Below are 25,719 nucleotides of genomic sequence, written 5' to 3' on the forward strand. Positions count from 1 at the left end.
ACGGGGCCACCGTGACGGATTCACGCCGCCAGATAGGGGTTGTGCGCGAGGATCGAGGCGATCCGCGCCCACCACGCGCCCAGTGTCGGCTCACCCGCGAGGTCCGCGTAGGTCACGGGAAGGCCGAGCACGCGTAACTCGTTGACGAGACGCATGAAGCCGAGCGAGTCGAGGCCGACCGCGATCAGGTCGGTGTCGTCGGACAGGTCGGCGGCCGGCACCTCCGCCACGCGGGCGATGGCGGCCACGAGGCCTTCTCGGGTCATCGCCGCAGCTGTCACACCGTCAGCGTCGCACCGGGTCCTCGAACTGAGCACGAATCCCTCTTGCGCGCATACCGTGGGGGGGTATGGTAGGCTTGAGGCAGGAGCCGGACGACGAGGAGCGACGGGTGACGACGAACACGTACACGGTGACCGGGATGACCTGCGCGCACTGCGTGGGGTCGGTGCGCGAGGAGGTGTCGTCGATCCCCGGCGTGACGGACGTCCAGGTCGACCTCGAGACCGGCCGCGTCACCGTCACCAGCGACGACCCCATCGACGTGGAGACCATCCGGGCCTCCGTCGACGAGGCCGGGTACGAGCTGGCGAGCTGACACCGATGGCCGGCACGGGCGCGGGGCGCAGGATCGGCGGGCTGACCCTCGTGGTCGCCGCCGTGTTCGGCGGCGCCTACGGGATCGGGCAGCTCTCCGGGCCGATCGGCAACCAGCCTGCCGCCGCCGAGGAGCACGACGGCATGGCCGAGCAGGAGGGCCACGGTGCGGAGCACACCGCCCCGGTCCCGAAGGGCCTGCAGGTCAGCCAGGACGGCACGTCCTTGCAGGTGCTGTCGAGTGGCCTGGCCGCGGGCACCCCGTCGGACTTCGCGTTCCGGATCGTCGGTCCTGACGGCCACGCGGTCACGAAGTTCGCCGAGACGCACGACAGGAACATGCACCTCATCGTCGCGCGCCGCGACCTGTCCGGCTTCCGGCACGTCCACCCCGAGATGGCCGCCGACGGCACCTGGCGCGTCCCACTGACCCTCGCGGGCGCGGGCGACTACCGCGTCTTCGCCGACTTCCTCCTGCCAGGCGCGGAGGACGGTCTGACGCTCGGCGCGGACGTCCCGGTCTCGGGTGCCTACACCCCGGTCCCGCTGCCCGCGCCGGCGCTGACCTACGCCGTCGACGACTACCGCGTGACACTGTCCGGTGAGCTGACCCCGGGCACGACGAGCAGGCTGACCCTGACCGTGGACAGGAACAGCGTGCCGGTCACCGACCTGCAGCCCTACCTCGGCGCATACGGCCACCTGGTCGCGCTGCGCCAGGGCGACCTCGCCTACCTGCACGTCCACCCGGAGGAGTCGAAGCGGGCCGGGCCGTCGATCGTGTTCTACGCGGAGGTGCCCTCGACCGGCACGTACCGCCTGTTCCTGGACTTCAGGCACGGAGACGTGGTCCGCACCGCCGAGTTCACCGTCGTCGCGGGGGAGCACGGACATGAGTGACGTCGAGCTGGTCATCGGCGGGATGACGTGCGCGTCGTGTGCCGCGCGGATCGAGAAGAAGCTCAACCGCATCGGCGGCGTCGAGGCGAGCGTCAACTACGCCACCGAGAAGGCGCTGGTCACGGCGACGGACGTACCGACGGAGGACCTGATCGCGACCGTCGAGAAGATGGGCTACACCGCCCGCGTCCCGGCCGTCGAGGTCGCGGTGGCGGCGCCGGCGGACGCCGAGGTCCTGGCACTGCGCACCCGTCTGCTGGTCAGCGTGGTGCTGACCGTGCCGGTGGTCGTGCTCGCGATGGTCCCGGCCTTCCAGTTCGACTACTGGCAGTGGGCGTCGCTCGTGCTCGCCGCGCCGGTGATCGTGTGGGGCGCGCTGCCGTTCCACCGCGCCACGTGGCTGAACCTGCGGCACGGCGCGGCCACCATGGACACGCTCATCTCGATGGGTACGACCGCCGCGTTCGCGTGGTCGCTCTACGCGTTGTTCCTCGGCACGGCCGGGGTTCCCGGCATGGAGCACCCGTTCCGGCTGACCGTCGAGGCGAGCGACGGCAGCGGCAACATCTACCTCGAGGTCGCGGCCGGCGTCACGACCTTCATCCTGGCGGGCCGGTACTTCGAGGCCCGCGCGAAGAGCCGCGCCGGTTCGGCGCTGCGGGCGCTGTTGTCGCTGGGCGTCAAGGACGTCGCGGTCCTGCGTGGCGGGCTGGAGACCAGGGTCGCGATCGAGCGACTGGCCGTCGGCGACCGGTTCGTCGTGCGGCCGGGCGAGAAGATCGCGACCGACGGGATCGTCGAGGAGGGCGCCTCCGCGGTCGACGCGAGCATGCTGACCGGCGAGTCGCTGCCCATCGAGGTGTCGGCGGGCTCGCAGGTGGTCGGCGCGACGGTCAACGTCGGCGGCAGGCTGGTCGTGACGGCGACGAGGATCGGCGCGGACACGCAGCTCGCGCAGATGGCCAGGCTGGTCGAACAGGCGCAGACGGGCAAGGCGGCCGTGCAGCGGCTGGCGGACCGGGTGTCGGCGGTGTTCGTGCCGGTCGTGATCGTGCTGGCGTTCGGCACGCTGGGTTTCTGGCTCGGCGGCGGGGCCGATCCGTCGGCCGCGTTCACCGCCGCGGTGGCCGTGCTGATCATCGCGTGCCCGTGTGCGCTGGGGCTGGCGACACCGACGGCCCTGCTCGTCGGCACCGGGCGCGGGGCGCAGCTGGGGATCCTGATCAAGGGCCCGGAGGTGCTGGAGTCGACGCGGCGCGTGGACACGGTGGTGCTGGACAAGACCGGCACCCTCACGACCGGCCGGATGTCACTGGTGGACGCGGCCGTCGCCGACGGTGTGGGCGAGGAGCAGCTCCTGCGACTGGCGGGGGCGCTGGAGGACGCGTCGGAGCACCCGATCGCGCGGGCCGTGGCGGACGCGGGCCGCGCGGTTGGCCCGCTGCCACCGGTCACGGACTTCGTTGCCCTGGAAGGACTCGGCGTCCGGGGCACGGTCGAGGGCCATCTCGTGGCCGCGGGCCGCGTGGTGGACGACGAGTGGCTGCCCGCGCTGCCGGAGTCGCTGGCCGAGACCAAGGCGGCGTCGGAGGCGCAGGGCCGAACGGTGATCACGGTCGCGTGGGACGGGTCGGTGCGCGGCCTGCTGATGGTCGCCGACACGGTGAAGCCGACGAGCGCCGAGGCGGTGGCCCGCCTGCGTGCGCTGGGCCTGACCCCGGTGATGCTGACCGGTGACAACGAGACGGTGGCCCGTTCGGTGGCGGCCCAGGTCGGCATCGACGAGGTGATCGCGGGCGTCCTGCCGGCAGGCAAGGTCGAGGCGATCGAGCAGCTCCAGTCGGCCGGGCGGGTGGTGGCCATGGTCGGCGACGGCGTCAACGACGCGCCCGCACTCGCCCAGGCGGACCTGGGGCTCGCCATGGGCACGGGCACGGACGTGGCCATCGAGGCCAGCGACCTGACCCTGGTCCGAGGCGACCTCCGCGCGGCGGTCGACGCCATCCGCCTGTCCCGCCGCACCCTCGCGGTCATCAAGGGCAACCTGTTCTGGGCGTTCGCCTACAACGTGGCGGCCATTCCGCTGGCCGCCGCGGGCCTGCTGAACCCCATGCTCGCCGGCCTGACCATGGCGGCCAGCTCGGTCTTCGTGGTCACCAACAGCCTGCGGCTGCGCCGGTTCACCGTGCCGAGGGACGAAACCCCCGCGACACCGGATCCCGTGGCGACCCGGCAGGAGCTGCAGGCGGCTTAACGCACTGAAGGACGCCTTCCTAACGCTGGGCGTTACGAAGGCGTCCTTCAGTGCGTTCGGGCGGGGGCCTAGTAGCCGCGGACCCGGCGGATCGTGTCGCGGTACCAGAGTGCGCTCTGCTTCGGGGTGCGGACCTGGGTGTCGTAGTCCACGTGCACCAGGCCGAACCGCTTCGCGTAGCCGTAGGACCACTCGAAGTTGTCCATCAGCGACCACGCGAAGTAGCCCCGCACGTCCGCGCCCTGCTGCCGCGCCGCCGCGACCGCCGCGATGTGGGCCGACAGGTACGCCGTGCGGTCGTGGTCGGCCACGAAGCCGGACGGGTCGGGCAGGTCGTCGAACGCCGCGCCGTTCTCCGTGATCACGAGCGGGATGCCCGGGTACTCCTTCGACAGCCGCACGAGCAGCTGCGTGAAGCCCTCCGGCACGATCTCCCAGTCCATGGCCGTCACCGGGCGGCCGAACGGAACTGTGGACGAGACGGGGTTGCCGTCCGCGTCCTCGGTCCGCCCGTCGGCGTCCACCCCCGAGAACCGGTGGCTCGAGTAGTAGTTGACGCCGAGCACGTCGATCGGCTGGCTGATGATCGCGAGGTCGCCGTCGATCACCGGCATCTTGATCCCACGCACGGACAGGTCGTCCATGATGTCGCCCGGGTACTGCCCGCGCAGCAACGGGTCCAGGTAGATCCGGGCGCCGAGGCCGTCCGCCCGCCGCGCGGCCTCCTGGTCCGCGAGGCTCTCGGTCGCGGCCGTGGCCGTGCCCATGTTGAGCGTGATGCCCAGCTGGATCGGCTCGGTCGCGGCCGCCCGCATCCGTTGCGCGGCAAGGCCGTGGCCGAGCAGCAGGTGGTGCACGGCGTCCATCGCGTCGCCGAAGTCCTGCCGGCCGGGCGCCTGGCGGCCCTCGTAGTAGCCGAGCATCGCCGAGCACCACGGCTCGTTCAGCGTCGTCCACGTACGCACGCGGTCCTGCAGCCGGTCGAACACCAGCATCGCGTAGTCCGCGAACCGGTACGCCGTGTCGCGCTCCGGCCAGCCGCCCGCGTCCTCCAGCTCCTGCGGCAGGTCCCAGTGGTACAGCGTGACCCACGGATCCACATTGGACCGCAGCAGCTCGTCCACCATGCGGTCGTAGAAGTCCAGACCCGCCTCGTTCGCCGGGCCCCGGCCACCCGGCTGTACCCTCGGCCACGCGACGGAGAACCGGTAGACGTCCACGCCGAGCGACTTGATCAGCGCGATGTCGGCAGGCATCCGGTGGTAGTGGTCGCAGGCCACGTCACCGTTCTCGCCGCCCTCGACCATGCCGGGGGTGCGGCAGTAGGTGTCCCAGATGGACGGTCCGCGCCCGTCCTCGTCGTGTGCGCCCTCGATCTGGTAGGCGGACGTCGCGACCCCCCACCGGAAGTCCGTCGGCAGGCTCGCGATCAGCGCCGCCTCGTCCGCGGACTCCCGTGTCACCGTGGTATCCAAAGATCCACCCTCCGTATCAGTTGCTCACTTCGACAAGCTTCGTTCGGCCACGTGCAGCCAGCACGCCACCTCCCGATCGCCCGTGGGCTGTGCCGTCAACATCGGCGTCTGGTCCGCACACGGCTCGAACTTCTTGGGACAGCGGGGATGGAACGCGCACCCGCTCGGCATGGCCCGCAGGTCGGGCGGCGAGCCGGGGATGCCGGTCAGCTCGCGGCGCGGTCCGCGCAGCGCGGGGAAGGAGTGCAGCAGACCGTCGCTGTACGGGTGCAGCGACTCGCGGTACAGGTCCGCCGCCCGCGCCGACTCGACTATCGAGCCCCCATACATGATCGCGATCCGGTCGGAGAACTCCACGAGCAACGACAGGTCGTGCGTGATGAACAGGACGGAGAACCCGATCCGTTCCCGCAGCTCCACCAGCTGCGCGAGGATCTGCCGTTGCATCACCACGTCCAGCGCGGTGGTCGGCTCGTCCATGACCACGACACGCGGCTCCAGCGCGAGCGCCATCGCGATCATCACCCGCTGCCGCATGCCACCGGAGAGCTGGTGCGGGTAGCTGTTCAGCCGGTCCGCGTTGATGCCGACCAGCTTCAGCAGGTCCTTGGCACGCGAGCGCTGCACCGCGCGGCTGGTCCTCGGCTCGTGCGCCGCGATCACGTCACACAGCTGGGTCGCGATCGTGTGCACCGGGTTGAGCGAGTTCATCGCGCCCTGGAAGACGATCGAGACCTCGGCCCACCGGAACCGCCGCAGCCGCGAGGTGGACAACGTCAACAGGTCGACGGGTTCGCCGTCGCGCGGGTGGTAAAGCACGCTCCCGCCGGTTATCACACCAGGAGGTGGCAGGAGCCGCAGCATCCCGTAGGCCAGCGTGGACTTCCCCGAGCCGCTCTCCCCGGCCAGTCCGAGAACCTCGCCACGGTGCAGCGTGAGACTCACGTCCCGCACCGCGTGCACGCCCTCGTCGCCGAGGCCGTAGTTCACGTTGAGGTTCTTGATCTCCAGAACGGGCTCGCGCAGCTCCGCCTCCCCGGACCTGTCCCTGTTGGTCGCGTTGGCTTGTTCGTGTGCGGCCTGGTCACGTACTTGTGGCTGGCTTGCGCCACGTTCCCCTGAGGCGGTGGTTTTCGAGGGCGGCCGGGACTCGTTCATTTCCCGCGTCCTTTCGCTGGAAGAACCGGCGTGTAGCCGACCCGCATCTTGACGCCGTGGACCGTCGAACCCGCACTGGACCGCAGACGCGGGTTGACGTACTCGTCGATGCCGAAGTTCAGCAGCGCCAGACCCGTGCCCAGCAGGGCGATCGCGACGCCGGGTGGCACGAACCACCACCACGCGCCCTGCGCGAGTGCCTGCTGGCTCTGCGCCCAGAACAGGATCGCGCCCCAGTTCCACTCGGAAACCCCTGGCACGCCGATGAAGGCGAGTGTGATCTCCGAGAGCACCGCGAAGATCACCGTGCCGATGAAGCTCGCCGCGATCACCGCGGTCAGGTTCGGCAGGATCTCGAACCCGATGATCCGCCACGTCGACTCGCCGGTCGCCCGCGCGGCCTCCACGTAGTCCCTGCGGCGCAGGGAAAGCGTCTGCGCCCGCAGCACCCGTGCGCCCCACGCCCACGACGTGCACCCGATCACGAGCGCGATCGTCATGTCGTCGGTGTCGGGCAGCGACAGCGTGATGATCAGGATCAGCGGCAGGGCCGGGATCACGAGGAACACGTTGGACAGCGCGGAAAGGCTCTCCGAACCGAGCCCGGACAGATACCCGGACGTCACGCCGATGACGACGCCGAGCACCGTCGCCACGACGCCCGCGACGAGCCCGACGAGCATGACGCTGCGCGAGCCGTCGAGCATCTGGCTGAACAGGTCCTGCCCGAGGTGCGTGGTGCCGAACCAGTGGTCACCCGACGGCGGGATGAGCAGCTGGTCGCCGCGCTTGCCGGGGTCGTACGGCGCGAGCATCGGCCCGAAGATCGCGAGCAGGCAGAAGAACCCGAAGAGCACCATCCCGATGACGGCCTTGCGGTTGGCGAGGAACCGCAGCCGCCTGCGGCGTCTCCTGCTCGACGGCGGGGGAGCCTCGTCGGGTGGCAGGACCGACATGGTGTCGGCGGCAGGCATCGCCATGGCTCAGCCCTCCTTCCTGGTGCGCGGGTCCAGCAGGAGGTAGATCAGGTCCGCCAGCAGGTTCGCGACCAGCACCGACAGCGTGATCATCAGGAAGATGCCCTGCACGAGCGGGTAGTCCTTCGCGCCGACCGCCTGGAACAGCTGGAACCCGACGCCGGGGTAGGAGAACACGATCTCGACGAGCAGCGTGCCGCCGACGATCAGCCCGAGCGACAGCGCGAAGCCGGAAACGTTGGGCAGCAACGCGTTGCGTGCCGCATAGTTGATCATCACCCGACGCTCGGACAACCCCTTGGCGTGCGCGACGGTGATGTAGTCCTCCGAGGACACCGTGAGCATCATGTTGCGCATCGACAGGACCCAGCCGCTCATCGACGTGATCAGGATCGTGATGGCGGGCAGGAGGCTGTGGTAGACCGCGCTCCACACGAAGTCCATGTCCCAGCTCGGCACGACACCGGGGTCGTAGCCACCGGACGACGGGAAGGCGCCGCCCTGGTCGGCGAACAGCGTGATGGCGACGAGGCCGAGCCAGAAGTAGGGGATCGACGACAGGAACGTCGTGACCGGCATGACCACGTCGACCCACGAGCCACGCCACCACCCGCCGAGCACGCCCAGGAGCGTGCCGAGGAAGAAGCTGACGACCGTCGTGAGGCCGACGAGGCCGAGCGTCCAGGGCAGCGAGTCGGAGAGGACCTCGGACACCGGCGTGGGGAAGAACGTGAACGAGAGGCCCAGGTCGCCCCGGAAGAGCTGGCCGAGGTAGTCGACGTACTGCGAGACGATGCTCTTCTGGTGGTCGAGCCCGAAGAGGATGTAGAGGGACTGGATGGCGTTCGCGTCGAGCTGCCCGCGCGAGCGCGCGATCAGCGACTGCACGGGGTCGCCGGGGATGAGCCGGGGGAGGAAGAAGTTGATCGTGATGGCGGCCCACGCGGTGAACACGTAGAACCCGATGCGGCGCAGGAGGTAACCCATCAGCTCGCCTCCTCGGCCACGGTCTTCGGGTCGTACAGCCAGCACGCGGCCCAGTGCGGACCGTCCCCGTTGGACTCGACGGCGAGGCGTGGCGGTGTCTCGACCCTGCAGCGGGCCATGACGTGCGGGCAGCGCGGGTTGAACCGGCACCCCGCGGGCGGGGCGATCAGGCTCGGCGGCTCGCCGGTCCCGCCGTCCTCGACGTCCAACGCCTGGCCCGCGATGCGGTCCGGGTCCGGCGCCGACGCGATGAGCAGCCGCGTGTAGGGGTGCGCGGCGTGCTGGGTGACCGCCTCGCCGCTGCCGCCCTCGACGACCTGGCCCGCGTACATCACGAGCACCTCGTCGGCGAAGTAGCGCGCCGACGCGATGTCGTGGGTGATGTAGAGGATGGCCAGGTTGAGGCGGTCGCGCAGGTCACGGAGGAGGTTCAGCACCCCGAGCCGGATGGAGACGTCCAGCATGGACACCGGCTCGTCGGCGAGCAGCACCTCCGGCCCGGCCGCGAGCGCCCGCGCGATGGCCACCCGCTGGCGCTGCCCGCCGGACAGCTCGTGGGGGAACTTCGACAGGAACCGCTCCGGCGGCGTGAGCGCCACCCTCGTGAGCAGCTCCGCCGCGGTGGCGTCGCTGTGGTGGATCTTCAGCGCCCGCGTGAGGTGGTAGCGCACGGTGTGGATGGGGTTCAGCGACGCGAACGGGTCCTGGAACACCATCTGGACGCGCCTGCAGTAGGCGCGGAACCCCCGCCCGTGCGCGTTGACCGGCTCGCCGTGCAGGAGCACCTTGCCGCCGGTCTGCCTGACGAGCTGGGCCATGACCCGGGCGACGGTCGACTTGCCCGACCCGGACTCGCCGACCATCGCGGTGACCCGCCCCCGCCGCAGGACGAAGTCGACGTGGTCGACGGCGTGCACGGCCCGCTGCTCGCCGAAGAGCGTGCGCAGCCTGCGCCTGATCGGGAAGTGTTTGGTGAGCCCAGCCGCCTCCAGCACCACGTCGGTGGTGCCGGAGGCGGCCGGTGCGTTACTCGCGGTCATCGGAGCCCTTTGTCCACAGCAGCGAAGTTGTCCACAACCCACCGGTAACAACGAGGCCATACGGCCCCGCACCGGTAGACTGGCAAGGCGGGACGCCCCCGGGATCGGGTGGGGGCTGGGCAACGCGCGCGCGAGATCATTGTGCGCCCCTTACTACGCCGGCTTCAGGTGCAGGATGATGTCCAGCGCGTTGGGCTGCGTGGGCTGGACCGGTGCGTACTGGTTGTTCTCGTCCGGCCAGCCGACCCAGTGGAGGGTGCTGTACTCGCCACCCGCGTTGGCCGCACCGGTGACCAGGACCGGCGCCTGCTCGACGTAGATCTTCTGCAGCTCGTCCATCGCCGCCTTGCGGGAGGCGTCGTCCGCCGCGTTCGCGTACTGGTCGAGCGCGGTGGTGGCCTCGGCGTTGCGGAAGCGGCCCCAGTTGCCGTTGACGCCGGACTGACCCTGCGGCTTGTACAGTGCACCATCCATCATGGACTGGTACAGGTCGTACGGGGTCGCGCCGTTGTTGGTCCAGTGCATGACGGCCTCGAACTGCCCGGCGTCCACGTTGGACGTCCAGTTGTCCTGGTTCGCCTTGTCGACCGTGGCGGCGATGCCGATGTCGGAGAAGTTGTCCTTCAGGATCTCGAGCGTGGTGATGTAGTCGGACCAGCCCGCCGGGTCGGACAGGGTGATCTTCACCGGCTGGCCGGTCGGGTCGACCAGGCTGTCACCCTGATAGGTGAACCCGTTGTCCGTCAGGAGCTTCTTCGCGCCGTTGACGTCGACCTTGAAGGTCTTGTCCTTGTAGTCGTCGGCGAGGAACGAGTCACCCGCGGGTGTCGGGATGCCGGTGACGCTGGTGACCTCCGGGTAGAAGTAACCCGACTCGGCCTGGGTGAAGACGTCCTTGCGGTTGATGACCATGTTCATCGCGCGGCGCAGGATCGGGTTGTCGAACGGCTTCTGCTCGGTGTTGAGGAACAGGCCGTGTACACCGAGCACCGGCGGGAACCACAGCTTGTGGTGCTGCGGGTCCTTGTTGACGTAGACCGCCTTGTAGTTCGAGATGAACGTGAACGCCCACTCGGACGAGCCGTTCGCCAGCGCGGTGGTCTGCGCGTTGTTGTCGGTGTAGGAGGTGTAGCGCAGCTCCTTCACCTTCGGCAGGTCCTGCCAGTAGTCCTTGCGCACCGTCAGCGTGACGGTCTGCGGCGTGAAGGTCTTCAACGTGTACGGGCCACTGCCCACCGGGTCCTTCACGGTGTCGGTGGCGGGGTCGGACATCTTCTCCCACTGGTGCTTGGGCACCATCGGGGTCTGGGTCAGGATGTCCATCTGGTTCACGAACTGGGAGGCGCTGAAGGTCACGGTGACCTTGTTGCCCTCGGCGGTGACGTCGCCGTAGGGGATCGCGTTGATGTTCAGCGCGGGCGTGGTCTTCAGCAGCGTGAACGTGTACGCGATGTCCTCGGCCGACAGCGGCTGGCCGTCGGACCACTTCACGTTGTCGCGGATCGTCAGCTCGAGCTTGTGGTAGTTCTCCGACCAGGTCCACTCCGTGGCGAGCCACGGCTTGCCGTCCTCGGCGGGCTTGACCTGGTTGAACATCACGAGGGGCTCGTAGAGCGCCCACCGGTACCCGAGCGAGTTGCTCGCGGCGGACGGGAGGAACGGGTTGTGGTTCTCCGTCTGCGGGCCGTTGGGCATACCGACGTTGAGCACGCCGGCCTCGTTGTCGGCGGCGTCGGTGGTGCCGTCACCACACGCCGCCAGACCGGAGAGTACGAGTAACGCCGCGGCGACGGCCACGGCCTTTCGCCTGAGTCGCATGGGACCGGACTCCTTTGTCGGGAAAGGGAACGTTTTCGCGGAGCTTGCGGAGCGATCATGAACACTGTGGCCGAACCCGCCTGGAGGCGAAGTCAACTCGGTGAGCCGGGTCACGTCAATAACGAACAAGTAACGAACTTAGTCTTATTTCAAGACGCGAATAAAGGCGCTATCGTTCGGCTGGCTAGGCTGACCCGATCGGTTGAAGGGATGGTGGCTCATGCGGCCGAGACGTGCGACGGTCCGCGACCTGCGAAGGCGCAACCGGTCGACGCTGCTGTCCACCCTGTTCTTCGACGGGCCGCTGTCCCGCCACGAGCTCGGCGGCCACACCGGCCTGTCGGCCGCGACCGTGAGCAACGTGGTGGGTGAGCTGATCGACGACGGCCTGGTGGTCGAGGCGGGGCTGGTGGAGTCCGACGGCGGCCGCCCGCGCGTGCTGCTGCGGGTCAACCCGGCCTACGGCCACGTGGTGGGCATCGATGTCGGCGAGACCGGCGTGACCATGGAGATCTTCGACCTTGCCATGACCCGGCTCGCCACGGTCGTGCGGCCACTCGGTGGCGAGCGCGCGCACGACGTCGCCGTGGTCGGCCGGATGATCGCCGAGGGCTTCGGCGAGCTGCTGCGGGTGGCTGGCGTGAGCGACGACTCGCTGATCGGCGTTGGCATCGGCGTGCCGGGCACGGTCGAGCAGGGCGCCACGGTCCGCGTGCACGCCCAGACCATCGGCTGGGACGGCGTCGAGCTGGCGGCCCTGTTGCGCGCGGAGGGCATCACGGTTCCGGTCTTCGTCGAGAACGGCGCGAAGACGCTGGGCCAGGCAGAGATGTGGTTCGGCGCCGGCCGGGGCACCCGGCACGCCGTGATCGCGCTGATCGGCTCAGGGGTTGGCGCCACGGTGATCACCGACGGCACCACCTACCGGGGCGCGACGAGCAGCGCGGGGGAGTGGGGCCACACCACGCTCATGTTCAACGGCCGCCCCTGCCGCTGCGGCGCGCTCGGGTGCCTGGAGGCCTACGTCGGCGCGGAGGGCATCCTCGACCGCTACCGCAGAGCCCGTGGCGGCCGGGCGATCCCGCGTACCGACGAACAGTCCCAACTGGACTTCCTCCTCGACTCGGTCGAGCGGTCCTCGACCGCCGCGGACATCGTCGCAGCGACCGTCGGCTACCTCGGTGCCGGGATCTCCAACCTGGTCAACCTGTTCAACCCGGAACGCATAGTGCTCGGCGGTTGGGCGGGGGTGGCGCTGGGTTCCCGGCTGCTGCCCGAGATCCGCACCGCCACGGCCGCGCACGCACTGCGCCACGCCTACGAGCAGACGTCGATCGTCCTGTGTGAGCTCGGGCAGGACGCGGTCGCCGTCGGCGCCGCGACCCTGCCCGTCGAGACCCTGCTGAACCTTGGGTCGGACCCGAGGGTCCGGCCCAAGGTCCCCGCCATCTAGGGGTAGTTCGGCAGGTAGCTCACCTGGTGCGGCTGGTTCGCCACCTCACCGGTGTCGTTGATGACGCGGTTGATGGTGCCGACGCCACCCAGCGAAACCGTTACCAGGTCGTGGAAACGGACGCCGGAACGGTTCGGCGCCTCGAAGCCCCGGCTCGCGGTCACCGCGGGGTTGGTGTTGAAGAAGCAGTACACACCAAGCCCCCACGCCTCGTGCGTGGTGACGTTGTCGCCCACCTTGTACGCGGCCCAGCCGAGCGCACCACCGCCGCTCGAACCCCACGTCGCGTTGTTCGGCGGGTCGTAGGGCATCTCGTTCTGGAAGAAGTACGTCCGGCCGCCGTTGCCGTTCCAGACGACGTTGTACTGCTGGTAGTGCTCGACGAACAACCCGTACATGATCACGTTGTTGCCGTTGACCACCAGGCCGTTCTGGGCGGTGTTGGTGTTCCACCCGATGCCCGTGCCGTGGTCGCCACGCCACAACCACATGTGGTCGCCGATCACGTCGTTGCTGTTGACCTGCAACGAGACCGTGGCCTTGCCCGCGTGCTGGCCGCCGACCCGGAAGAACACGTCGTGCAGCGACGACGGGTTCGCCGAGTGGCTCGCGGACGACCCGGCCGGACCCATCTGCACCAGCGTCGGCGAGTTCTGCGGGCCCGCGTCGATCAGCATGCCCGCGAGCTTCACACCGTCCACATCGGACACCGTGATGGCCGGCAGGCCGGTGTCCGGGGTGAGCGTCGCGAGGCCGAGGCCGAGCACGACCGTGTTCGGGTTGGTGACGCGGATCGTGTCGTTCAGGTGGTGGACACCCGGCGCGAACAGCAGGTGCTTGCCCTGCGCCAGCGCCGCGTTGATGGTCGAAGCAGGCGTGCCCTCCTGGACGATGAAGAAGTTCGCCAGCGAGATCGACGTGCCTGCCGGGTTGCCGCCACCCCACGAGGTGCCGCGCGAGTTCTCCCGCAGTGCCGGGACGAACACCTGGTACTGCGACCCGTTCCAGTACAGGAACGGCTTCTCCCGGATCTTCGGCGTGTTGGCGACCACCGTGTGCGACGGGTTCGGGAAGTTCTGGGCCGGCGCGCCGTTCGTGCCGGTGAACACCATGTTCCAGACCGAGCCGTTCCAGCCGCCGTTCAGGTCGCTGTTGCGGGTGTAGAACTGCTGCTGTGAACCGGAGACGGCGACGCCGTCGATCCGCGAGTCGGCGATCAGGCCGCCGGAGGCCCAGCCGTCACCGCCGTTCCACAGCTGTACCTGGCCGGACAGGTGCATGCGCCGGTAGGGCGCCGCCTGTGAGACGGCCCAGCGCTCGATCTGTCCGGCCGGGAGGTGGACGTACATGTTCTCGGCGGAGCGCCAGAAGTTCTGCGTGGCGTTGCCGAGGTTGCCCGGGTTGTCGCCCTGCTGGAGCCAGTCGGCCTCGACGCGGACGTGCCCGTTGATGTTGACCTGGTCCGGCAGCAGCCCGAGCCCGGCGACCTGTGTGTAGAACCGCAGGTCGATGTCGGCGTTGTAGGTGCCGGGCTTGAACAGCACGGCGTAGCGCTGCGTGCCGAACTGGTTGGTGCGCATCGTGGACGCGATCGTGTTCACCCGTGACTGGATCGTCGACTGTGGAGTGGACGGGTCGAAGACGAACACGTTGGGCCCGAAGTTCGGGTTGACCGGGTCGGTCGGCGGGACGACCGGTCCGGTGCCACCGTCGTCGGTGAACACGCTCAGCTCCCACAGCGAGTAGCCGTACTGCGTGGCACGTGCCGTGCCGTTGACGCGCACGTAGCGGCCGGAGCCGGACACGTCGAGCGTCTGGTTCCCACCCGCGCCGGTGGTGGTGGAGTAGACGTTCGTCCAGCTGTTCCCGTCGTTGGACAGCTGGACCTGGAACGCACGCCCGAAGGCCGCCTCCCAGTTCAGCCCGACCCGGCAGACCTGCCGGGACGACCCGAGGTCGACCTGCAGCCACTGCGGGTCGGCGAAGGCGCTCGCCCAGCGGGTGCCGGTGTTCCCGTCGACGGCGGCACTCGCGGGCGTGCCGGCGTTCTCGGTGGAGGATGCGGTGGCGGGACGGTTGAGCGCGGCGTTGGTCGTGCCACACGCGAGGGGCGCGGCACTGGCGGCGGGTCCGACGGCAATAGCCGCCGCTGCGGTGACGAGCGCGGTGACAGCCACCAGCACCCGCCGGGATCGAGAGACGATCAGGCGTTTCATGGGACCACCTGTAAATCGATTCAGAGGAGCAGGGACGGTCCGGCACGGGCTCCGAAACCGCTCCCGGAACCGGTTCCGGACCTGTGACGCATTTAACAAGCAGGCAACATGACCGTCAAGGGGCGCTGCGAAACCGCAGGTGGGGCCCGGAGGGCGGGCTTAGGAGACCCGGTCGATCTGCGTCACGTTCCCGTTGTGGGTCTCCGCCGGTACCCGGACCCATCCTCTGTGGGTGTGGTGTCCGACGCAGACGCGCACCAGTGGCTTGAACTCCCCGGCGTCGATGCCGTCGTAGCCCTGGCAGACCGCCGACCGGTAGACCTGGTCACTGACGACCAGCACGAGTGGTTCGGCCGACTCGGCGAGCTGCTCCTTGAACTCCGGCGCGTCGAGCAGGCGGGTGGTCAGGTTGACGTCCTCGCCGTAGGGTGCCCGGCCGTCGGACAGGACGTCACCGGCGTGGATCGCGACACGTAGGCGCAGTCGCTGGCCGGGGTGCCTTCGTGCGTACTCCTCGAGCCGCGCGCGGAGCGCGGGCACGACGGCCCTGATCAACAAGGGCTTCGGGATCGAGTCGACCGGGCGGATCAGCACCATCACGCCGTCGCCCCGGTCGCTGAACTCGTCGCGGTGTTCCTGAGTGATGCCGCAGTCGACCAGGGCGCTCTCGACCGCCTGGTACATCGCGTCCCGGATGTGCCCTTGTTGGGCGTTGTTCCGCGACGTGGAGCCCTCGATGTCGACGGCCACGATCATCCGCTGATAGGGCTGCCGCTGGTTCGGCGGCGGTCGAAGGTCTGACAGCGAAGTGTTCATCACCACTCCCGACCCCTGGGGACCGAATGGCCGCGAGCCCAGGGTTTCAGTAAACTTCAGCGACTTGATAGAGCATTGGGAATATCGCCATGCGCAGCTTAAGTTGTCCGTCCGTGCTGGACAAGCCAGGTGCGGAGGGGTGTCACGGTTGCGACAATTGCGACGGAGTCGGCGGCAAATGCCATACGCAATTGCGTTCGACAGGGCTATACTGAAGCCTTGCTGAAGTTTGCTGAAGGGCGTGAAGTCAAGTGGCGGCCATCAGTGGGCGGGCCCGGCTGGCGTGGCGATTGCGGTCGCTGCGTGTTCGCCACTGGCCTGACCGGAACATCACGCAAGCCAGGCTCGGCGAGGCGCTCGGTGTGAGCCCGGCGTTGATCTCCTCATGGGAAAATACCGAGAATCACACGGTGCCGCCCGTGCATCGCTTGGACAGTTACGCTACCTTCTTCGCTAGCGAGCGGTCTGTCGAGTCCACTCCGTACCGAGTTCTGGCCATATCGGACTTGGCGGAGGACGAGCGGGTTCGCCGGAACGAACTTCTAACTGAACTCGTTGAACTCACCGACCCGACGCCGGACGACGAACCGTCCGGCGCGCCCTCTCCGTTCGATGGCACCCTGTGGCAGTTTCCACAGGGGGAAGACATCACGATCGTGTCTTCCGAACTACCTCACAAGCACCGTGTGCAGGTCCCTTACATGGACCCGCACATGCCGGATTTCATCGAGTCGTACAAGTATGCGGACCTGGATGCGTTGATCGAGCTCTTTGGACACCTCCGCGCGGCCAATCCCACGGCACGTGTGCACATCCGTGTCGGGAGTGAGATGGGCCCGGATGAGTATGCGAACCACCTGGTCCTGCTCGGTGGTGTCGACTGGAACCAGGTGACCGCGATTCTGCTGCCCGAGATCGAACTGGTGGTCCGACAGCTGCAGCGGCCGGAGGAGTCGAACCCGGGTGCTTTCGAGGTAGGCGAAGGGGAACAGCGTGAGGTGCTGAGCCCCGTGCTCAGAAGGTCGGGTGAACACGACGTGCTGAGAGAGGACGTCGCGCATTTCTACCGCTCGACCAACCCGTTCAACGTGAAGCGGACCATCACCATCTGCAACGGCATGTACCAGCGGGGGACGCTGGGTGTGGTGCGTGCGCTCACCGACGAGGAGTTTCGGAAACGCAATGACCACTACATCCACACCCGCTTCGCCGGTGCGGACACGTTCAGCATCATCAGCCGGGTGCGTGTGGTGAACGGCGTGGTCATCACGCCGGACTGGACCATGGCCGCGGATCGTCTGCACGAGTGGCCGGCGGAGCGAAGTGACGCTCGCTGAGTCCGAGCTCCTGGTCGAGAAGTCCGCGAACCACCACGGTCGCCACGACAAGCTCATCACCATCGCGTCGGCGGTAGCCGCGCAGCCGTGGGACCTGGACGCCATCATCGTGCCCACGGGGCGCAAGGCACCGGCCATGAAGCACTCGATCGAGCTGGCCGCGAAGTTGCACTGCACCCTGGTGGCGCTGTGCAGCAAGTGGTCCATCGCCACCGAGGTCGTCAAGCTCGCGCGACAGCATCCGGCGAAGGTGATCATCATCGACGCGACCGACCTGCCTCCCGCCATCCTGCCGCGCTTCAAGACCAGTGAGCTTCTCACTTCCACCCGGTTCAACCGAACGACCGACACGAGCCAGAAACGCAATCTCGGTCTGCTCCTCGCCCGTTTGTACGGCTGGCGGCGGGTCGTGTTCCTCGATGACGACATCACCATCCCCGATCACGAGGACCTGCGGATGGCAGCATGGCTCACCGAGGAGTACGCCGGTGTGGGACTGGCCATCGACGTGAACGACCCGGAGAGCTTCCCCGACAACTCGGTCGTGTGTCACGCATACCGGGACGCGGGTGGTGACCAGGGAATGTTCATCGGTGGCGGTGCGCTCGCCGCTGGATCCGAACTGTTCTCGTCATTCTTTCCCAACATCTACAACGAGGACTGGTTCTTCCTGCTCGGCGAGAAGAGGCTGCGACCAGTCACCTTGACCGGCAGGGCGCTGCAAAGGCCCTACGACCCGTTCGAGGACCGGCGCCGGGCGCAGGCGGAAGAGCTGGGGGACTGTCTGGCCGAAGGGCTTTTCTGGCTCCTCGATGCGGGCGGGTCCATCGCCGACACGGGGAAGCTCTACTGGGCGGAGTCCCTGAAACGGCGGCGCGACTTCATCGCGGAAGTGGTCCGCATGGTGACCGCGATGAAGGGGCAGACCAGGAAGCAGCTGAAGATGCTGAATTCGCTGCAGGCGGCCAGGGCGCGGTGCGTCCGCATCACACCCACGCTTTGCGACGACTACGTGTCGGCGTGGCAGGAGGATCGGGAGCGCTGGCGTGGTCATCTCGACATGTGCCAGGACAAGCATGGTTCGACCGATGTCGAGCAGGTGCTGTCGAACCTCGGGTTGGCGTCGCGATCGCGTTATCTGTGTTCCTGAGCGAGCTCTTTGACCATCACTCGACAGATCTCGACCTGCCTCGGTGCCGTGCCGTCCGTGAAGGTGAGGCACGTGATGCGGGGGTGGGGCCAGTCCGCGTAGTCGAGCCGGCGGTACAGATGCGTCGCGACGTGGTTGTCCTGCTCGACGGCCAGTGCGACGCGACGGTGACCGAGGCTCGCCAGCTTCTGTTCGGCGGTCCTGACGAGCTTGGTGCCGTACCCTCTCCTGCGGTGGGCGGGGTGGATCTCGAGGTGGTTGATCAGCGGCGTCTTCGGCAGGTGAAGGCGGATCTCCGGCTCCTCGGCCGGTTCGAGCCACAGGTACACGTCGCCGATCGGCCGGGTGCCCTCCCAGGCGGTCAGCAGGACGCCGTGGTTGCGGGCCTGGCGTTCGAGGCGGTCGATGAAGAACGGTCGCTGGCCCATCTCCCCGGTGAGAGCGGCCAGGTCCGTTTCGCGGGCTTCTCGAATGTGTAACTCGCGCATGACTTACAGTCACATTAGCTCAAAGCCACGCATTCTCGGCATAAAGTCCAAAGTGGACATCGTGTTCAGGCTGCGGGGGCGCTGTCCCTGACCACGAGTGAGGTCGGGATGACCAGTGGCTCGTCGCGGAGGGGGCCGCCGGACAGGTGGGAGAGCAGCAGTGTCGCCGCCGCCTCGCCCATCTCCCTGGACGGTTGGCGAATCGTCGTCAGGGCCGGTTGTGTGTGGGCCGCGATGGCGATGTCGTCGAACCCGATCACCGCGACGTCGTCCGGGACCGTCAGGCCCGCGGCGCGTAGGCCGTCGAGCACGCCCACCGCCATCAGGTCGTTGTGGGCGAACACGCCGTCGAACGGGACGTCGCCCGCCAGTAGTTCCGTCACGGCCGACTGACCGCTGTCCCGGGTGAAGTCGCCCTCCACCGCGGGGACCGTGCCCGCCACCGACTGGAAGCCCGTCGAGCGGTCCTGGGTGCAGCCGAAGTCGCCGGGGCCCGTCACCATCGCCAGGCGGGAGCGGCCCAGCGACCGGAGGTGGGCCGCCGCGTCGGCGCCGCCGCGTGTGTTGCTCGTGGCCACGGACGGGAAGCCCGGGTGGTGACCACGGTCGTCGATCATGACCACCGGCAGGCCCGACTCGTGCAGGCTCGTGACATAGGGGAGCACGTCCGGGGGGACGACCATCAGCAGGCCGTCGAACGCGCTCGCCGACACGTGCCTGGCGAACCTCGCCAGTGACTCCTCGCCCCGGTTGACCGTGTGCAGCAACAGGCCGTAGCCGCGGGCCTCGAGGACGTCCGCGACGCCCTGCAGCACGTCGCCCATCCACGGCCACGTCAGGCCGGGGACCAGCATGCCGACCGTCTCCGCGCGCCCGCGCGCCAGCCCGACCGCGCGTGCGCTCGGGGTGTACCCGGTGGCCGCGATGACCTCGCGGACGCGGATGGCGGTCGCGGCGTCGACCTCGCCCTTGTTGTTGAGCACACGCGACACGGTCGTCTTGCTCACCCGTGCTCTTCTGGCGACCTCGGCGATCGTCACGCGCATGTCGGTCAGGATACGGTCCAGGGGTGACGGTGGACGTGGTGTTGAGTACGGAAGCCCGTCTCGGTGAGGGCCCGGTGTGGGACGCACGCAGTTCGACGCTGCGCTGGGTGGACATCGAACGCGGGGAGGTCCACCGGTTCGACCCCGCCTCGGGCACCGACACGTTCTTCGAGGTCGGCGAGCGCGTCGGCACGGTCGCGGTGCGGGCGGCGGGTGGGCTGGTGCTGGCCACGCAGACCGGCCTCTACACGTGTCTGGACGACGGTGGCAGGCGGACGCGGCTGCACGAGGTCGACACCGACCCGCCCGGCGGCCGGTTCAACGACGGCAAGGCCGACGCGTGGGGCCGCTTCTGGGCAGGCACGATGCTGGACCGCACCGACGGCGGGGCCGCTCTGTACCGGCTGGACCCGGACCACTCCCTGCACACGATGGCGACCGGGGTGTCCGTCTCGAACGGGCTCGGCTGGTCGCCGGACGGCGCGACGATGTACTACACGGACACGCGGACCGGCGGTGTCGACGCGTTCGACCACGATCCGTCGACCGGTGACCTGGCCAACCGCAGGCGGCTGGTCGACGTCGACCGGGGGTGGCCGGACGGGATGACGGTCGACAGCGACGGTTGTCTGTGGGTGGCGTTGTGGGACGGGTGGGGTGTGCGGCGGTACGCCCCTGACGGGCGGTTGCTCAGCACGTTCGAGGTGCCGGCTCAGCGGGTGACCTCGTGTGCGTTCGCCGGTACGACGCTGTATCTCACGACGGCCAGGATCGGCGTGCGGGATTTCGGGGACCAGCCGCTGGCCGGGTCGCTGTTCGCGTTGGATGCCGGTGTGACGGGCGTGCCTGCGGGGGAGTGGGCAGGATGACTGGCGTGAGGACCCGATGATCTCGCGCACCCGTTGGCGCGGACAGTTCGGCGGCTCGGTTTCCTGCCGCCAGACGGTTGATCTGTCGAGCGGTGAGACCGGTCTGGTCGGTGCCCGGTGGTCCGGTGACGGTCGCCGGGGTGGTTGCGGACCAGCCGGCCGCCGCGGCCGTTGCCTGCGCGCAGTGCCGCCCCAGGCGTGGCTCCGGATGGCAGGACACGACCAGTCACCTGATCGACGAGCCCGCACCGTGAGCCGAAAAATCTCGCGCGCGCGTTGCCCAGCCCCCACCCGATCCCGGGGGCGTCCCGCCTTGCCAGTCTACCGGTGGGGGGCTGTATGGCCTCGTTGTTACCGGTGGGTTGTGGACAAGCCCGCTGCTGTGGACAACTCGTGAACTGGCCCTCCCGCCTGCGGGAACGCGGCGAGGACCCCGATCCCCGGTTCAGCTTCGCGAACGAGCGGACCTTTCTCGCCTGGATCCGGACCGCGCTCGCACTCATGGCGGGCGGCATCGGGCTGGAGGCGTTCGCGCCGCCGCTCGCCGTGTCCGGGCTTCGACAGATCCTCGCCGGCCTCATGGTCCTCGCCGGCGTCGCGACCAGCGCGTTGGCCTTCCGCCGCTGGCTTCGGGCCGAGGAAGCCATGCGTGAGCGACGGTCCCTGCCCGTACCCCGGATCGCGCCCGTCCTCTCCTACGGTGTCGCGGTCGTCGCCTTGGCGATCTTCGTTCTCCTGGTGATCGCCAACCTTGGCTGAGACACCCGGCGCCCAGAACGAACGCACCTCCCTCGCCTGGGTGCGGACGGCACTCGGGCTCGTCGCCTGCGCGCTCCTCGCCGGCCGTCTCGCCGTCGAGCGTGGCCAGGGCTGGGCCGTCGGCGCCGCACTCGCCGCCGCGCTCCTGGCCGTCGGCGCACTCGGCTGGTCGCACGACCGCTACCGCCGCGCCCGTCGCCGTCTCGCGCGCCGCCAACCCGTCGACTACGCCCTGCCCGCCCTCGTGATGACGTTCGCCGCGGTGATCGTCGGTCTGCTCGGGTTGCTCCTCATCGCCGTCTGAAGCTCACACCTCGAAGTGCGGCTGCCTGCGCACGACCGGCAGCCCACGCAGCCACAGCGTGACGCCGTGTCGCTGGATCAGGAACCGTACCCGTTGGGGCAGCAGGAAAAGCGCCTCGCGGAGCACGAGTGCCGGGCGCGCCACCCCCACCCGGCGGCCGGTCAGTGTCGCCGTGAACGCGGGCTCGCCGTCCTGGTGGAGCACCACGGTCAGCGAGAGCCGCTCGTCCGGTGGCGGCAGCCGCATCCGGTAGTGCCCCGACACCTCGAGGAACGGCGACACGTAGAACTCCTTGCCCACGCCTGCCCGCCAGCGCTCGTCCGGCCGGAGCAGGTAGCAGTGCCGCTCGCCGTACGTGTTGTGGACTTCTGCCACCACACAGACGGGCGTCCCCTCATCGTCGTAGCACCAGTACACCGTGAGCGGGTTGAACGCGTAGCCGAACGTGCGTGGCGTCGTCAGCATCGACACCCTGGCCGGCGCCGCAATTCCTTGTGTCGCAAGCCATGCGTTCAGGTTCTCGCGGATCGGCCGGTCCGGTGACCCCAGGTGGTCCGCCGCACGGAACTCCAGCAGGCGCGAGCGCGGCATGTCGTCCAGGTCCACCAACCAGGTTTTCATCGAGTGGGTGAACTTTCTGGACAGTGCGCGGTGTCGCACGTGGGTCAGCCGCGCCGAGTACAGGATCACCAGGCCACCCCGAACTCCGCCGCCGCCCGCACCCCCGACGCACAGCCGTCCTCGTGGAACCCCCAGCCGTGGTACGCGCCCGCGAACGTGGTCCTCCCGGTGCCGAGACTCGGCAGCGATCGTTGCGCCGCAACGGAGTCCCGTGTGTACACGGGGTGCTCGTAGGTCATCCTCGCGAGTACCGACGACGGGTCCACGCGATCGGTCGCGTTCAGCGTCACCACGTACGGGCCCGGCTCGCCGAGCCGCATCAGCCGGTTCATGTCGTAGCTCACGATCACCCGCTCCGAGCCGGCGCAGCTGGGCTTGAGGTAGTTCCACGACGCCCGCGCGCCAGGCGACTCCGGCAGCAGCGACGCGTCGGTGTGCAGCCAGGTCTCGTTGCGGGAGTAGGTGAACGCGCCGAGCACCTGCTTCTCCTCCGGCGTGGCGTCGGCCAGCAGGTGCAGTGCCTGGTCGGCGTGGGTCGCGAGCACCACGCGGTCCACGACGTGGGCGGCACCCGCGTCGTCGCGGATCTCCACGCCGGTGGGGAAGCGGCGGACCGAGCGCACCGGCGTGCCGACGTGGACGGCCGTCAGGTCCTTCGCGGCCCGCTCCACGTACTCCCGTGACCCGCCGACGACCGTCCGCCACGTCGGCGAGCCGCCGACCGACAGCAGACCGTGGTGGGCGAGGAACTCGAACAGGTACCGCGCGGGGTAGGCACGGCTGACCTCCTCTGGCGCCGACCACACCGCCGACACCATCGGCAGCAGGAAGTGCTGGGTGAAGTACCGGGAGTAGCCCGCCGCGAACTCACCCAGCGTGACGTCGTCGTCCCCGTCGCGCAGCACCCGTCGCGCGTCGCGGAAGTAGCGGGGGATCTCGGCCAGCATCCGCAGGTAGCGGCCGCGCACGACGTTGTCGGCCCTCGGGAACAGGCCGGGCAACCTGCGGGCACCCGCGTACTCCAGCCCGCAGCCGAGGCAGCGCACGCTCATCGACATCTCCGACTCACGCGTGGTCACGCCCAGCTCGCCGAACAGCCGCAGCAGGTTGGGGTAGGTCCGCTCGTTGTGGACGATGAAGCCGCTGTCGACGGCGACCGTCCCGTTCTCGCCCGCGATGTCGTGGGTGTGCGCGTGCCCGCCGAGCCGGGGATCCGCCTCGAACAGGAACACGTCATAGCGGCGTTGCAGCAGGTAGGCGGCGGTGAGGCCGGCCACCCCGGCGCCGATAACGGCGACTGTCTCGGAAGTCATGTCGGTGGTTCGGTGCGGACCGTCATCCGGCTGGGTCCAATCCGCCCCCGGTCGCGCGCCGAACCACTCCACAGGGTGACGAAGGGAGTCTGAGGTGGGTAACGCGCTGCATCTGGTTCGCGCGCTGGAGGAGGCACTCGGCGGCGCTCTGCCGGTCGGTGTCCGGACCTGGGACGGGGGGAGGGCGGGTCCGGACACCGGTCCGACCGTGGTGATCAACAACCGTCGTGCGCTGCGCAGACTGCTCTGGTCGCCCGGCGAGCTGGGCCTCGCCCGCGCCTACGTGACGGGTGACCTCGACGTGGACGGCGACCTCAAGGAGGGGCTGCGGCGGTGCTGGTCGGCGGTCCGCGACAAGTCGCTGTCCCGACCGAGCCCGGCGCAGTTCGTGAGGCTCGCCACAGGGGCCGTCCGGCTCGGGGTGCTCGGCCTGCCGCCGCGGCCTCCGGTCCAGGAGGCCAGGCTCACCGGCAGGCTGCACGCCATCGGCCGCGACCGGGCCGCGATCAGCCACCACTACGACCTCGGCAACGACTTCTACGAGCTGATCCTCGACGCCGACCACATGGCGTACTCGTGTGCGTGGTGGGCCGACGGGGCGACCACGGTCGAGGAGGCGCAGCGGGCGAAGCTCGACATGGTCTGCCGCAACCTCGAGCTGAAGCCGGGCACGCGGATGCTCGACGTGGGCTGCGGGTGGGGTTCGCTCGTGCTGCACGCGGCCGCCGAGTACGGCGCCGAGGTCACCGGCGTGACGATCTCCCGCGCGCAGTACAACTTCGTGACGCGCCGCGCCCGCGAGCGTGGTCTGGACCACCTGGTGACGGTGCGGCTGCAGGACTACCGGCACGTCGACGACGGGCCCTACGACGTGGTGTCGTCGATCGAGATGGGCGAGCACGTCGGCGAGGAGAACTACCCGGCCTACGTGGCGGTCCTGCGTCGGAACCTGCGTGAGGACGGGCGGCTCGTGCTGCAGCAGATGTCACGTGGGGCGGTGGCGCCGGGCGGCGGCGCGTTCATCGAGTCCTACATCGCGCCGGACATGACCATGCGGCCACTGCACCGGACCCTGGCCCACCTGGCGGGAGCCGGCTTCGAGATCCGCGAGGTGCTCGCCATGCGGGAGCACTACGTCAGGACGATCGACGCGTGGGCGGCCACACTGGAGGAGAGGTGGGACGAGGTCGTCGCGCGGGTCGGGCTCGGCTGGGCACGCGTGTGGCGGCTGTACATGGCCGGTTCGGCGTTGGCGTTCGAGGAGAAGCGTATGGGTGTCGACCTCGTCATCGCGGTGGCGTGAATGCTGGTGAACCTCGCGGTGACGGCCGCCGCGGTGCTCGTGCTGATGCTCCTCACGTGGGGGATCGGGGTGCGCAGGCGCCGCCACGACGGCGTGGATGTGGTGTGGGGACTCGGTTTCGCGATGATCGGCGTGATCACCGCGCTGCTCGCGGACGGCCCGGCGTGGCGCCGGGTGCTCATCACCGCCCTCGTCGCCGTGTGGGGGCTGCGCCTGGCGTGGCACATCCACCGGCGCAACCGGGACAAGGACGAGGACCGGCGGTACGTCGAGCTCATGGAGCGTGCTTCGGGAAATCCTCACCTCTATGCCCTGTATTCGGTATACCTTTTACAGGGTCTGCTCATGTGGGTTGTCTCGCTGCCCGTACAGGTGGGTCAGTACGGCGACGGCCCGTGGGTGCTCGCACCGCTCGGCGTCGCGTTGTGGCTGGTCGGGTTCGCTTTCGAGGCGATCGGCGACGCGCAGCTCGCCCGCTTCACGGCCGATTCCGCCAACCGGGGCCGGGTGATGGACACCGGCCTGTGGCGCTACACCAGACACCCCAACTATTTCGGCGACGCGTGCGTCTGGTGGGGACTCTTTGTACTCGCGTGCCATGATTGGCCGGGGCTTGTAACGGTCGTGGGGCCTGCGACGATTACCTACCTTCTCACCAGGGGCTCCGGGAAACCAATGCTCGAGAAGTCGATTCGGGACCGCAGGCCCGGGTATGCCGATTATGTCGAGCGCACGAGCGGATTCTTCCCCCGGCCGCCGAAAAAAGCCTGACCAAAATGGCGGACGTTCTGTCAAATGTCGCTAACATGTGCGAGTGGCAGCAACAGGCGCGGGGACG

The 25,719-nt window shown here is 68.9% G+C and carries 24 protein-coding genes; 11 read left to right on the forward strand and 13 right to left on the reverse strand.

Annotation, left to right across the window (positions count from 1 at the left end):
- Positions 1 to 20: 20 nt before the first annotated feature.
- Positions 21 to 266, reverse strand: coding sequence for a phosphopantetheine-binding protein (locus CLV71_RS11760; protein ID WP_133902734.1), 246 nt, complete (start codon positions 264 to 266; stop codon positions 21 to 23).
- 125 nt (positions 267 to 391) lie between these two features.
- Between CLV71_RS11760 and CLV71_RS11765 the strand changes: the two genes are divergently transcribed.
- From CLV71_RS11765 to CLV71_RS11775, 3 genes are read left to right on the forward strand one after another with little or no spacing between them, the layout of a single operon-like run.
- On the forward strand, positions 392 to 598 hold the full coding sequence (locus tag CLV71_RS11765; protein ID WP_166664053.1) for a heavy-metal-associated domain-containing protein: 207 nt from the start codon (positions 392 to 394) through the stop codon (positions 596 to 598).
- Positions 599 to 603: 5 nt separating this feature from the next.
- Complete coding sequence (locus tag CLV71_RS11770; RefSeq protein ID WP_133902736.1) at positions 604 to 1,497, forward strand: hypothetical protein; 894 nt, start codon at positions 604 to 606, stop codon at positions 1,495 to 1,497.
- Complete coding sequence (locus tag CLV71_RS11775) at positions 1,490 to 3,751, forward strand: heavy metal translocating P-type ATPase (RefSeq protein ID WP_133902737.1); 2,262 nt, start codon at positions 1,490 to 1,492, stop codon at positions 3,749 to 3,751. The genes CLV71_RS11770 and CLV71_RS11775 overlap by 8 nt, the downstream gene beginning before the upstream one ends.
- A gap of 68 nt (positions 3,752 to 3,819) precedes the next feature.
- Here CLV71_RS11775 and CLV71_RS11780 read toward each other — a convergent pair whose 3' ends face one another.
- The 6 genes from CLV71_RS11780 to CLV71_RS11805 form a co-directional block, all read right to left on the reverse strand.
- On the reverse strand, positions 3,820 to 5,214 hold the full coding sequence (locus CLV71_RS11780) for a GH1 family beta-glucosidase (protein ID WP_208297526.1): 1,395 nt from the start codon (positions 5,212 to 5,214) through the stop codon (positions 3,820 to 3,822).
- Positions 5,215 to 5,250: 36 nt separating this feature from the next.
- Positions 5,251 to 6,384, reverse strand: a complete 1,134-nt coding sequence (locus CLV71_RS11785; protein ID WP_133902739.1) for an ABC transporter ATP-binding protein — start codon at positions 6,382 to 6,384, stop codon at positions 5,251 to 5,253.
- The gene (locus CLV71_RS11790; RefSeq protein WP_133902740.1) at positions 6,381 to 7,364 is read right to left on the reverse strand and encodes an ABC transporter permease; all 984 of its coding nucleotides are present in this window, start codon (positions 7,362 to 7,364) and stop codon (positions 6,381 to 6,383) included. Before CLV71_RS11790 ends, CLV71_RS11785 begins: the two co-directional genes overlap by 4 nt.
- A gap of 3 nt (positions 7,365 to 7,367) precedes the next feature.
- Entirely contained in the window at positions 7,368 to 8,348 is a 981-nt protein-coding gene (locus CLV71_RS11795; RefSeq protein WP_133902741.1) for an ABC transporter permease, read from the reverse strand.
- Positions 8,348 to 9,388 carry an ABC transporter ATP-binding protein gene (locus CLV71_RS11800; RefSeq protein ID WP_133902742.1) on the reverse strand — a complete coding sequence of 347 codons (1,041 nt, stop codon included), beginning with the start codon at positions 9,386 to 9,388 and terminating at the stop codon, positions 8,348 to 8,350. The genes CLV71_RS11795 and CLV71_RS11800 overlap by 1 nt, the downstream gene beginning before the upstream one ends.
- 153 nt (positions 9,389 to 9,541) lie before the next feature.
- On the reverse strand, positions 9,542 to 11,206 hold the full coding sequence (locus CLV71_RS11805) for an ABC transporter substrate-binding protein (RefSeq protein ID WP_133902743.1): 1,665 nt from the start codon (positions 11,204 to 11,206) through the stop codon (positions 9,542 to 9,544).
- Positions 11,207 to 11,426: 220 nt separating this feature from the next.
- Between CLV71_RS11805 and CLV71_RS11810 the strand changes: the two genes are divergently transcribed.
- Positions 11,427 to 12,659, forward strand: coding sequence for an ROK family transcriptional regulator (locus CLV71_RS11810; RefSeq protein ID WP_133902744.1), 1,233 nt, complete (start codon positions 11,427 to 11,429; stop codon positions 12,657 to 12,659).
- On the opposite strand, the gene CLV71_RS11815 is transcribed toward CLV71_RS11810, so the two are convergent.
- Together CLV71_RS11815 and CLV71_RS11820 are read right to left on the reverse strand one after the other, a co-directional pair.
- On the reverse strand, positions 12,656 to 14,875 hold the full coding sequence (locus CLV71_RS11815; RefSeq protein WP_133902745.1) for a discoidin domain-containing protein: 2,220 nt from the start codon (positions 14,873 to 14,875) through the stop codon (positions 12,656 to 12,658). The genes CLV71_RS11810 and CLV71_RS11815 overlap by 4 nt on opposite strands.
- A gap of 159 nt (positions 14,876 to 15,034) precedes the next feature.
- Entirely contained in the window at positions 15,035 to 15,691 is a 657-nt protein-coding gene (locus CLV71_RS11820; RefSeq protein ID WP_133902746.1) for a nucleotidyl cyclase domain-containing protein, read from the reverse strand.
- A 251-nt stretch (positions 15,692 to 15,942) separates the two neighbouring features.
- Between CLV71_RS11820 and CLV71_RS11825 the strand changes: the two genes are divergently transcribed.
- Both CLV71_RS11825 and CLV71_RS11830 read left to right on the forward strand, forming a co-directional pair.
- Positions 15,943 to 17,028 carry a helix-turn-helix domain-containing protein gene (locus CLV71_RS11825; RefSeq protein WP_133902747.1) on the forward strand — a complete coding sequence of 362 codons (1,086 nt, stop codon included), beginning with the start codon at positions 15,943 to 15,945 and terminating at the stop codon, positions 17,026 to 17,028.
- 136 nt (positions 17,029 to 17,164) lie between these two features.
- Positions 17,165 to 18,178 carry a glycosyltransferase family protein gene (locus CLV71_RS11830; protein ID WP_133902748.1) on the forward strand — a complete coding sequence of 338 codons (1,014 nt, stop codon included), beginning with the start codon at positions 17,165 to 17,167 and terminating at the stop codon, positions 18,176 to 18,178.
- Here the strand turns inward: CLV71_RS11830 and CLV71_RS11835 are convergent.
- A complete protein-coding gene (locus tag CLV71_RS11835) occupies positions 18,163 to 18,666 on the reverse strand; it encodes a GNAT family N-acetyltransferase (protein WP_133902749.1) in 504 nt (167 codons plus the stop codon). The genes CLV71_RS11830 and CLV71_RS11835 overlap by 16 nt on opposite strands.
- A gap of 65 nt (positions 18,667 to 18,731) precedes the next feature.
- Positions 18,732 to 19,712, reverse strand: coding sequence for a LacI family DNA-binding transcriptional regulator (locus CLV71_RS11840; RefSeq protein ID WP_133902750.1), 981 nt, complete (start codon positions 19,710 to 19,712; stop codon positions 18,732 to 18,734).
- A 23-nt stretch (positions 19,713 to 19,735) separates the two neighbouring features.
- Here CLV71_RS11840 and CLV71_RS11845 point away from each other — a divergent pair, with 23 nt between their 5' ends.
- From CLV71_RS11845 to CLV71_RS11855, 3 genes are all read left to right on the forward strand, one after another.
- Positions 19,736 to 20,581, forward strand: coding sequence for an SMP-30/gluconolactonase/LRE family protein (locus CLV71_RS11845; protein WP_133902751.1), 846 nt, complete (start codon positions 19,736 to 19,738; stop codon positions 20,579 to 20,581).
- A 393-nt stretch (positions 20,582 to 20,974) separates the two neighbouring features.
- Positions 20,975 to 21,340, forward strand: a complete 366-nt coding sequence (locus tag CLV71_RS11850; protein ID WP_243866380.1) for a YidH family protein — start codon at positions 20,975 to 20,977, stop codon at positions 21,338 to 21,340.
- The gene (locus CLV71_RS11855) at positions 21,333 to 21,644 is read left to right on the forward strand and encodes a DUF202 domain-containing protein (protein ID WP_133902753.1); all 312 of its coding nucleotides are present in this window, start codon (positions 21,333 to 21,335) and stop codon (positions 21,642 to 21,644) included. Before CLV71_RS11850 ends, CLV71_RS11855 begins: the two co-directional genes overlap by 8 nt.
- Positions 21,645 to 21,647: 3 nt before the next feature.
- On the opposite strand, the gene CLV71_RS11860 is transcribed toward CLV71_RS11855, so the two are convergent.
- Both CLV71_RS11860 and CLV71_RS11865 read right to left on the reverse strand, forming a co-directional pair.
- On the reverse strand, positions 21,648 to 22,334 hold the full coding sequence (locus tag CLV71_RS11860) for a DUF1365 domain-containing protein (protein WP_243866382.1): 687 nt from the start codon (positions 22,332 to 22,334) through the stop codon (positions 21,648 to 21,650).
- Positions 22,331 to 23,578: an NAD(P)/FAD-dependent oxidoreductase gene (locus CLV71_RS11865; protein ID WP_133902754.1), complete on the reverse strand. Its 1,248-nt coding sequence runs from the start codon at positions 23,576 to 23,578 to the stop codon at positions 22,331 to 22,333. The genes CLV71_RS11860 and CLV71_RS11865 overlap by 4 nt, the downstream gene beginning before the upstream one ends.
- Positions 23,579 to 23,672: 94 nt before the next feature.
- Between CLV71_RS11865 and CLV71_RS11870 the strand changes: the two genes are divergently transcribed.
- Together CLV71_RS11870 and CLV71_RS11875 are read left to right on the forward strand one after the other, a co-directional pair.
- On the forward strand, positions 23,673 to 24,881 hold the full coding sequence (locus tag CLV71_RS11870) for an SAM-dependent methyltransferase (protein ID WP_133902755.1): 1,209 nt from the start codon (positions 23,673 to 23,675) through the stop codon (positions 24,879 to 24,881).
- Complete coding sequence (locus CLV71_RS11875) at positions 24,882 to 25,652, forward strand: DUF1295 domain-containing protein (protein ID WP_133902756.1); 771 nt, start codon at positions 24,882 to 24,884, stop codon at positions 25,650 to 25,652. It abuts the gene before it with no gap.
- Positions 25,653 to 25,719 lie beyond the last annotated feature (67 nt).

The sequence above is a fragment of the Actinophytocola oryzae genome, assembly GCF_004364325.1.
Lineage (GTDB): Bacteria > Actinomycetota > Actinomycetes > Mycobacteriales > Pseudonocardiaceae > Actinophytocola > Actinophytocola oryzae.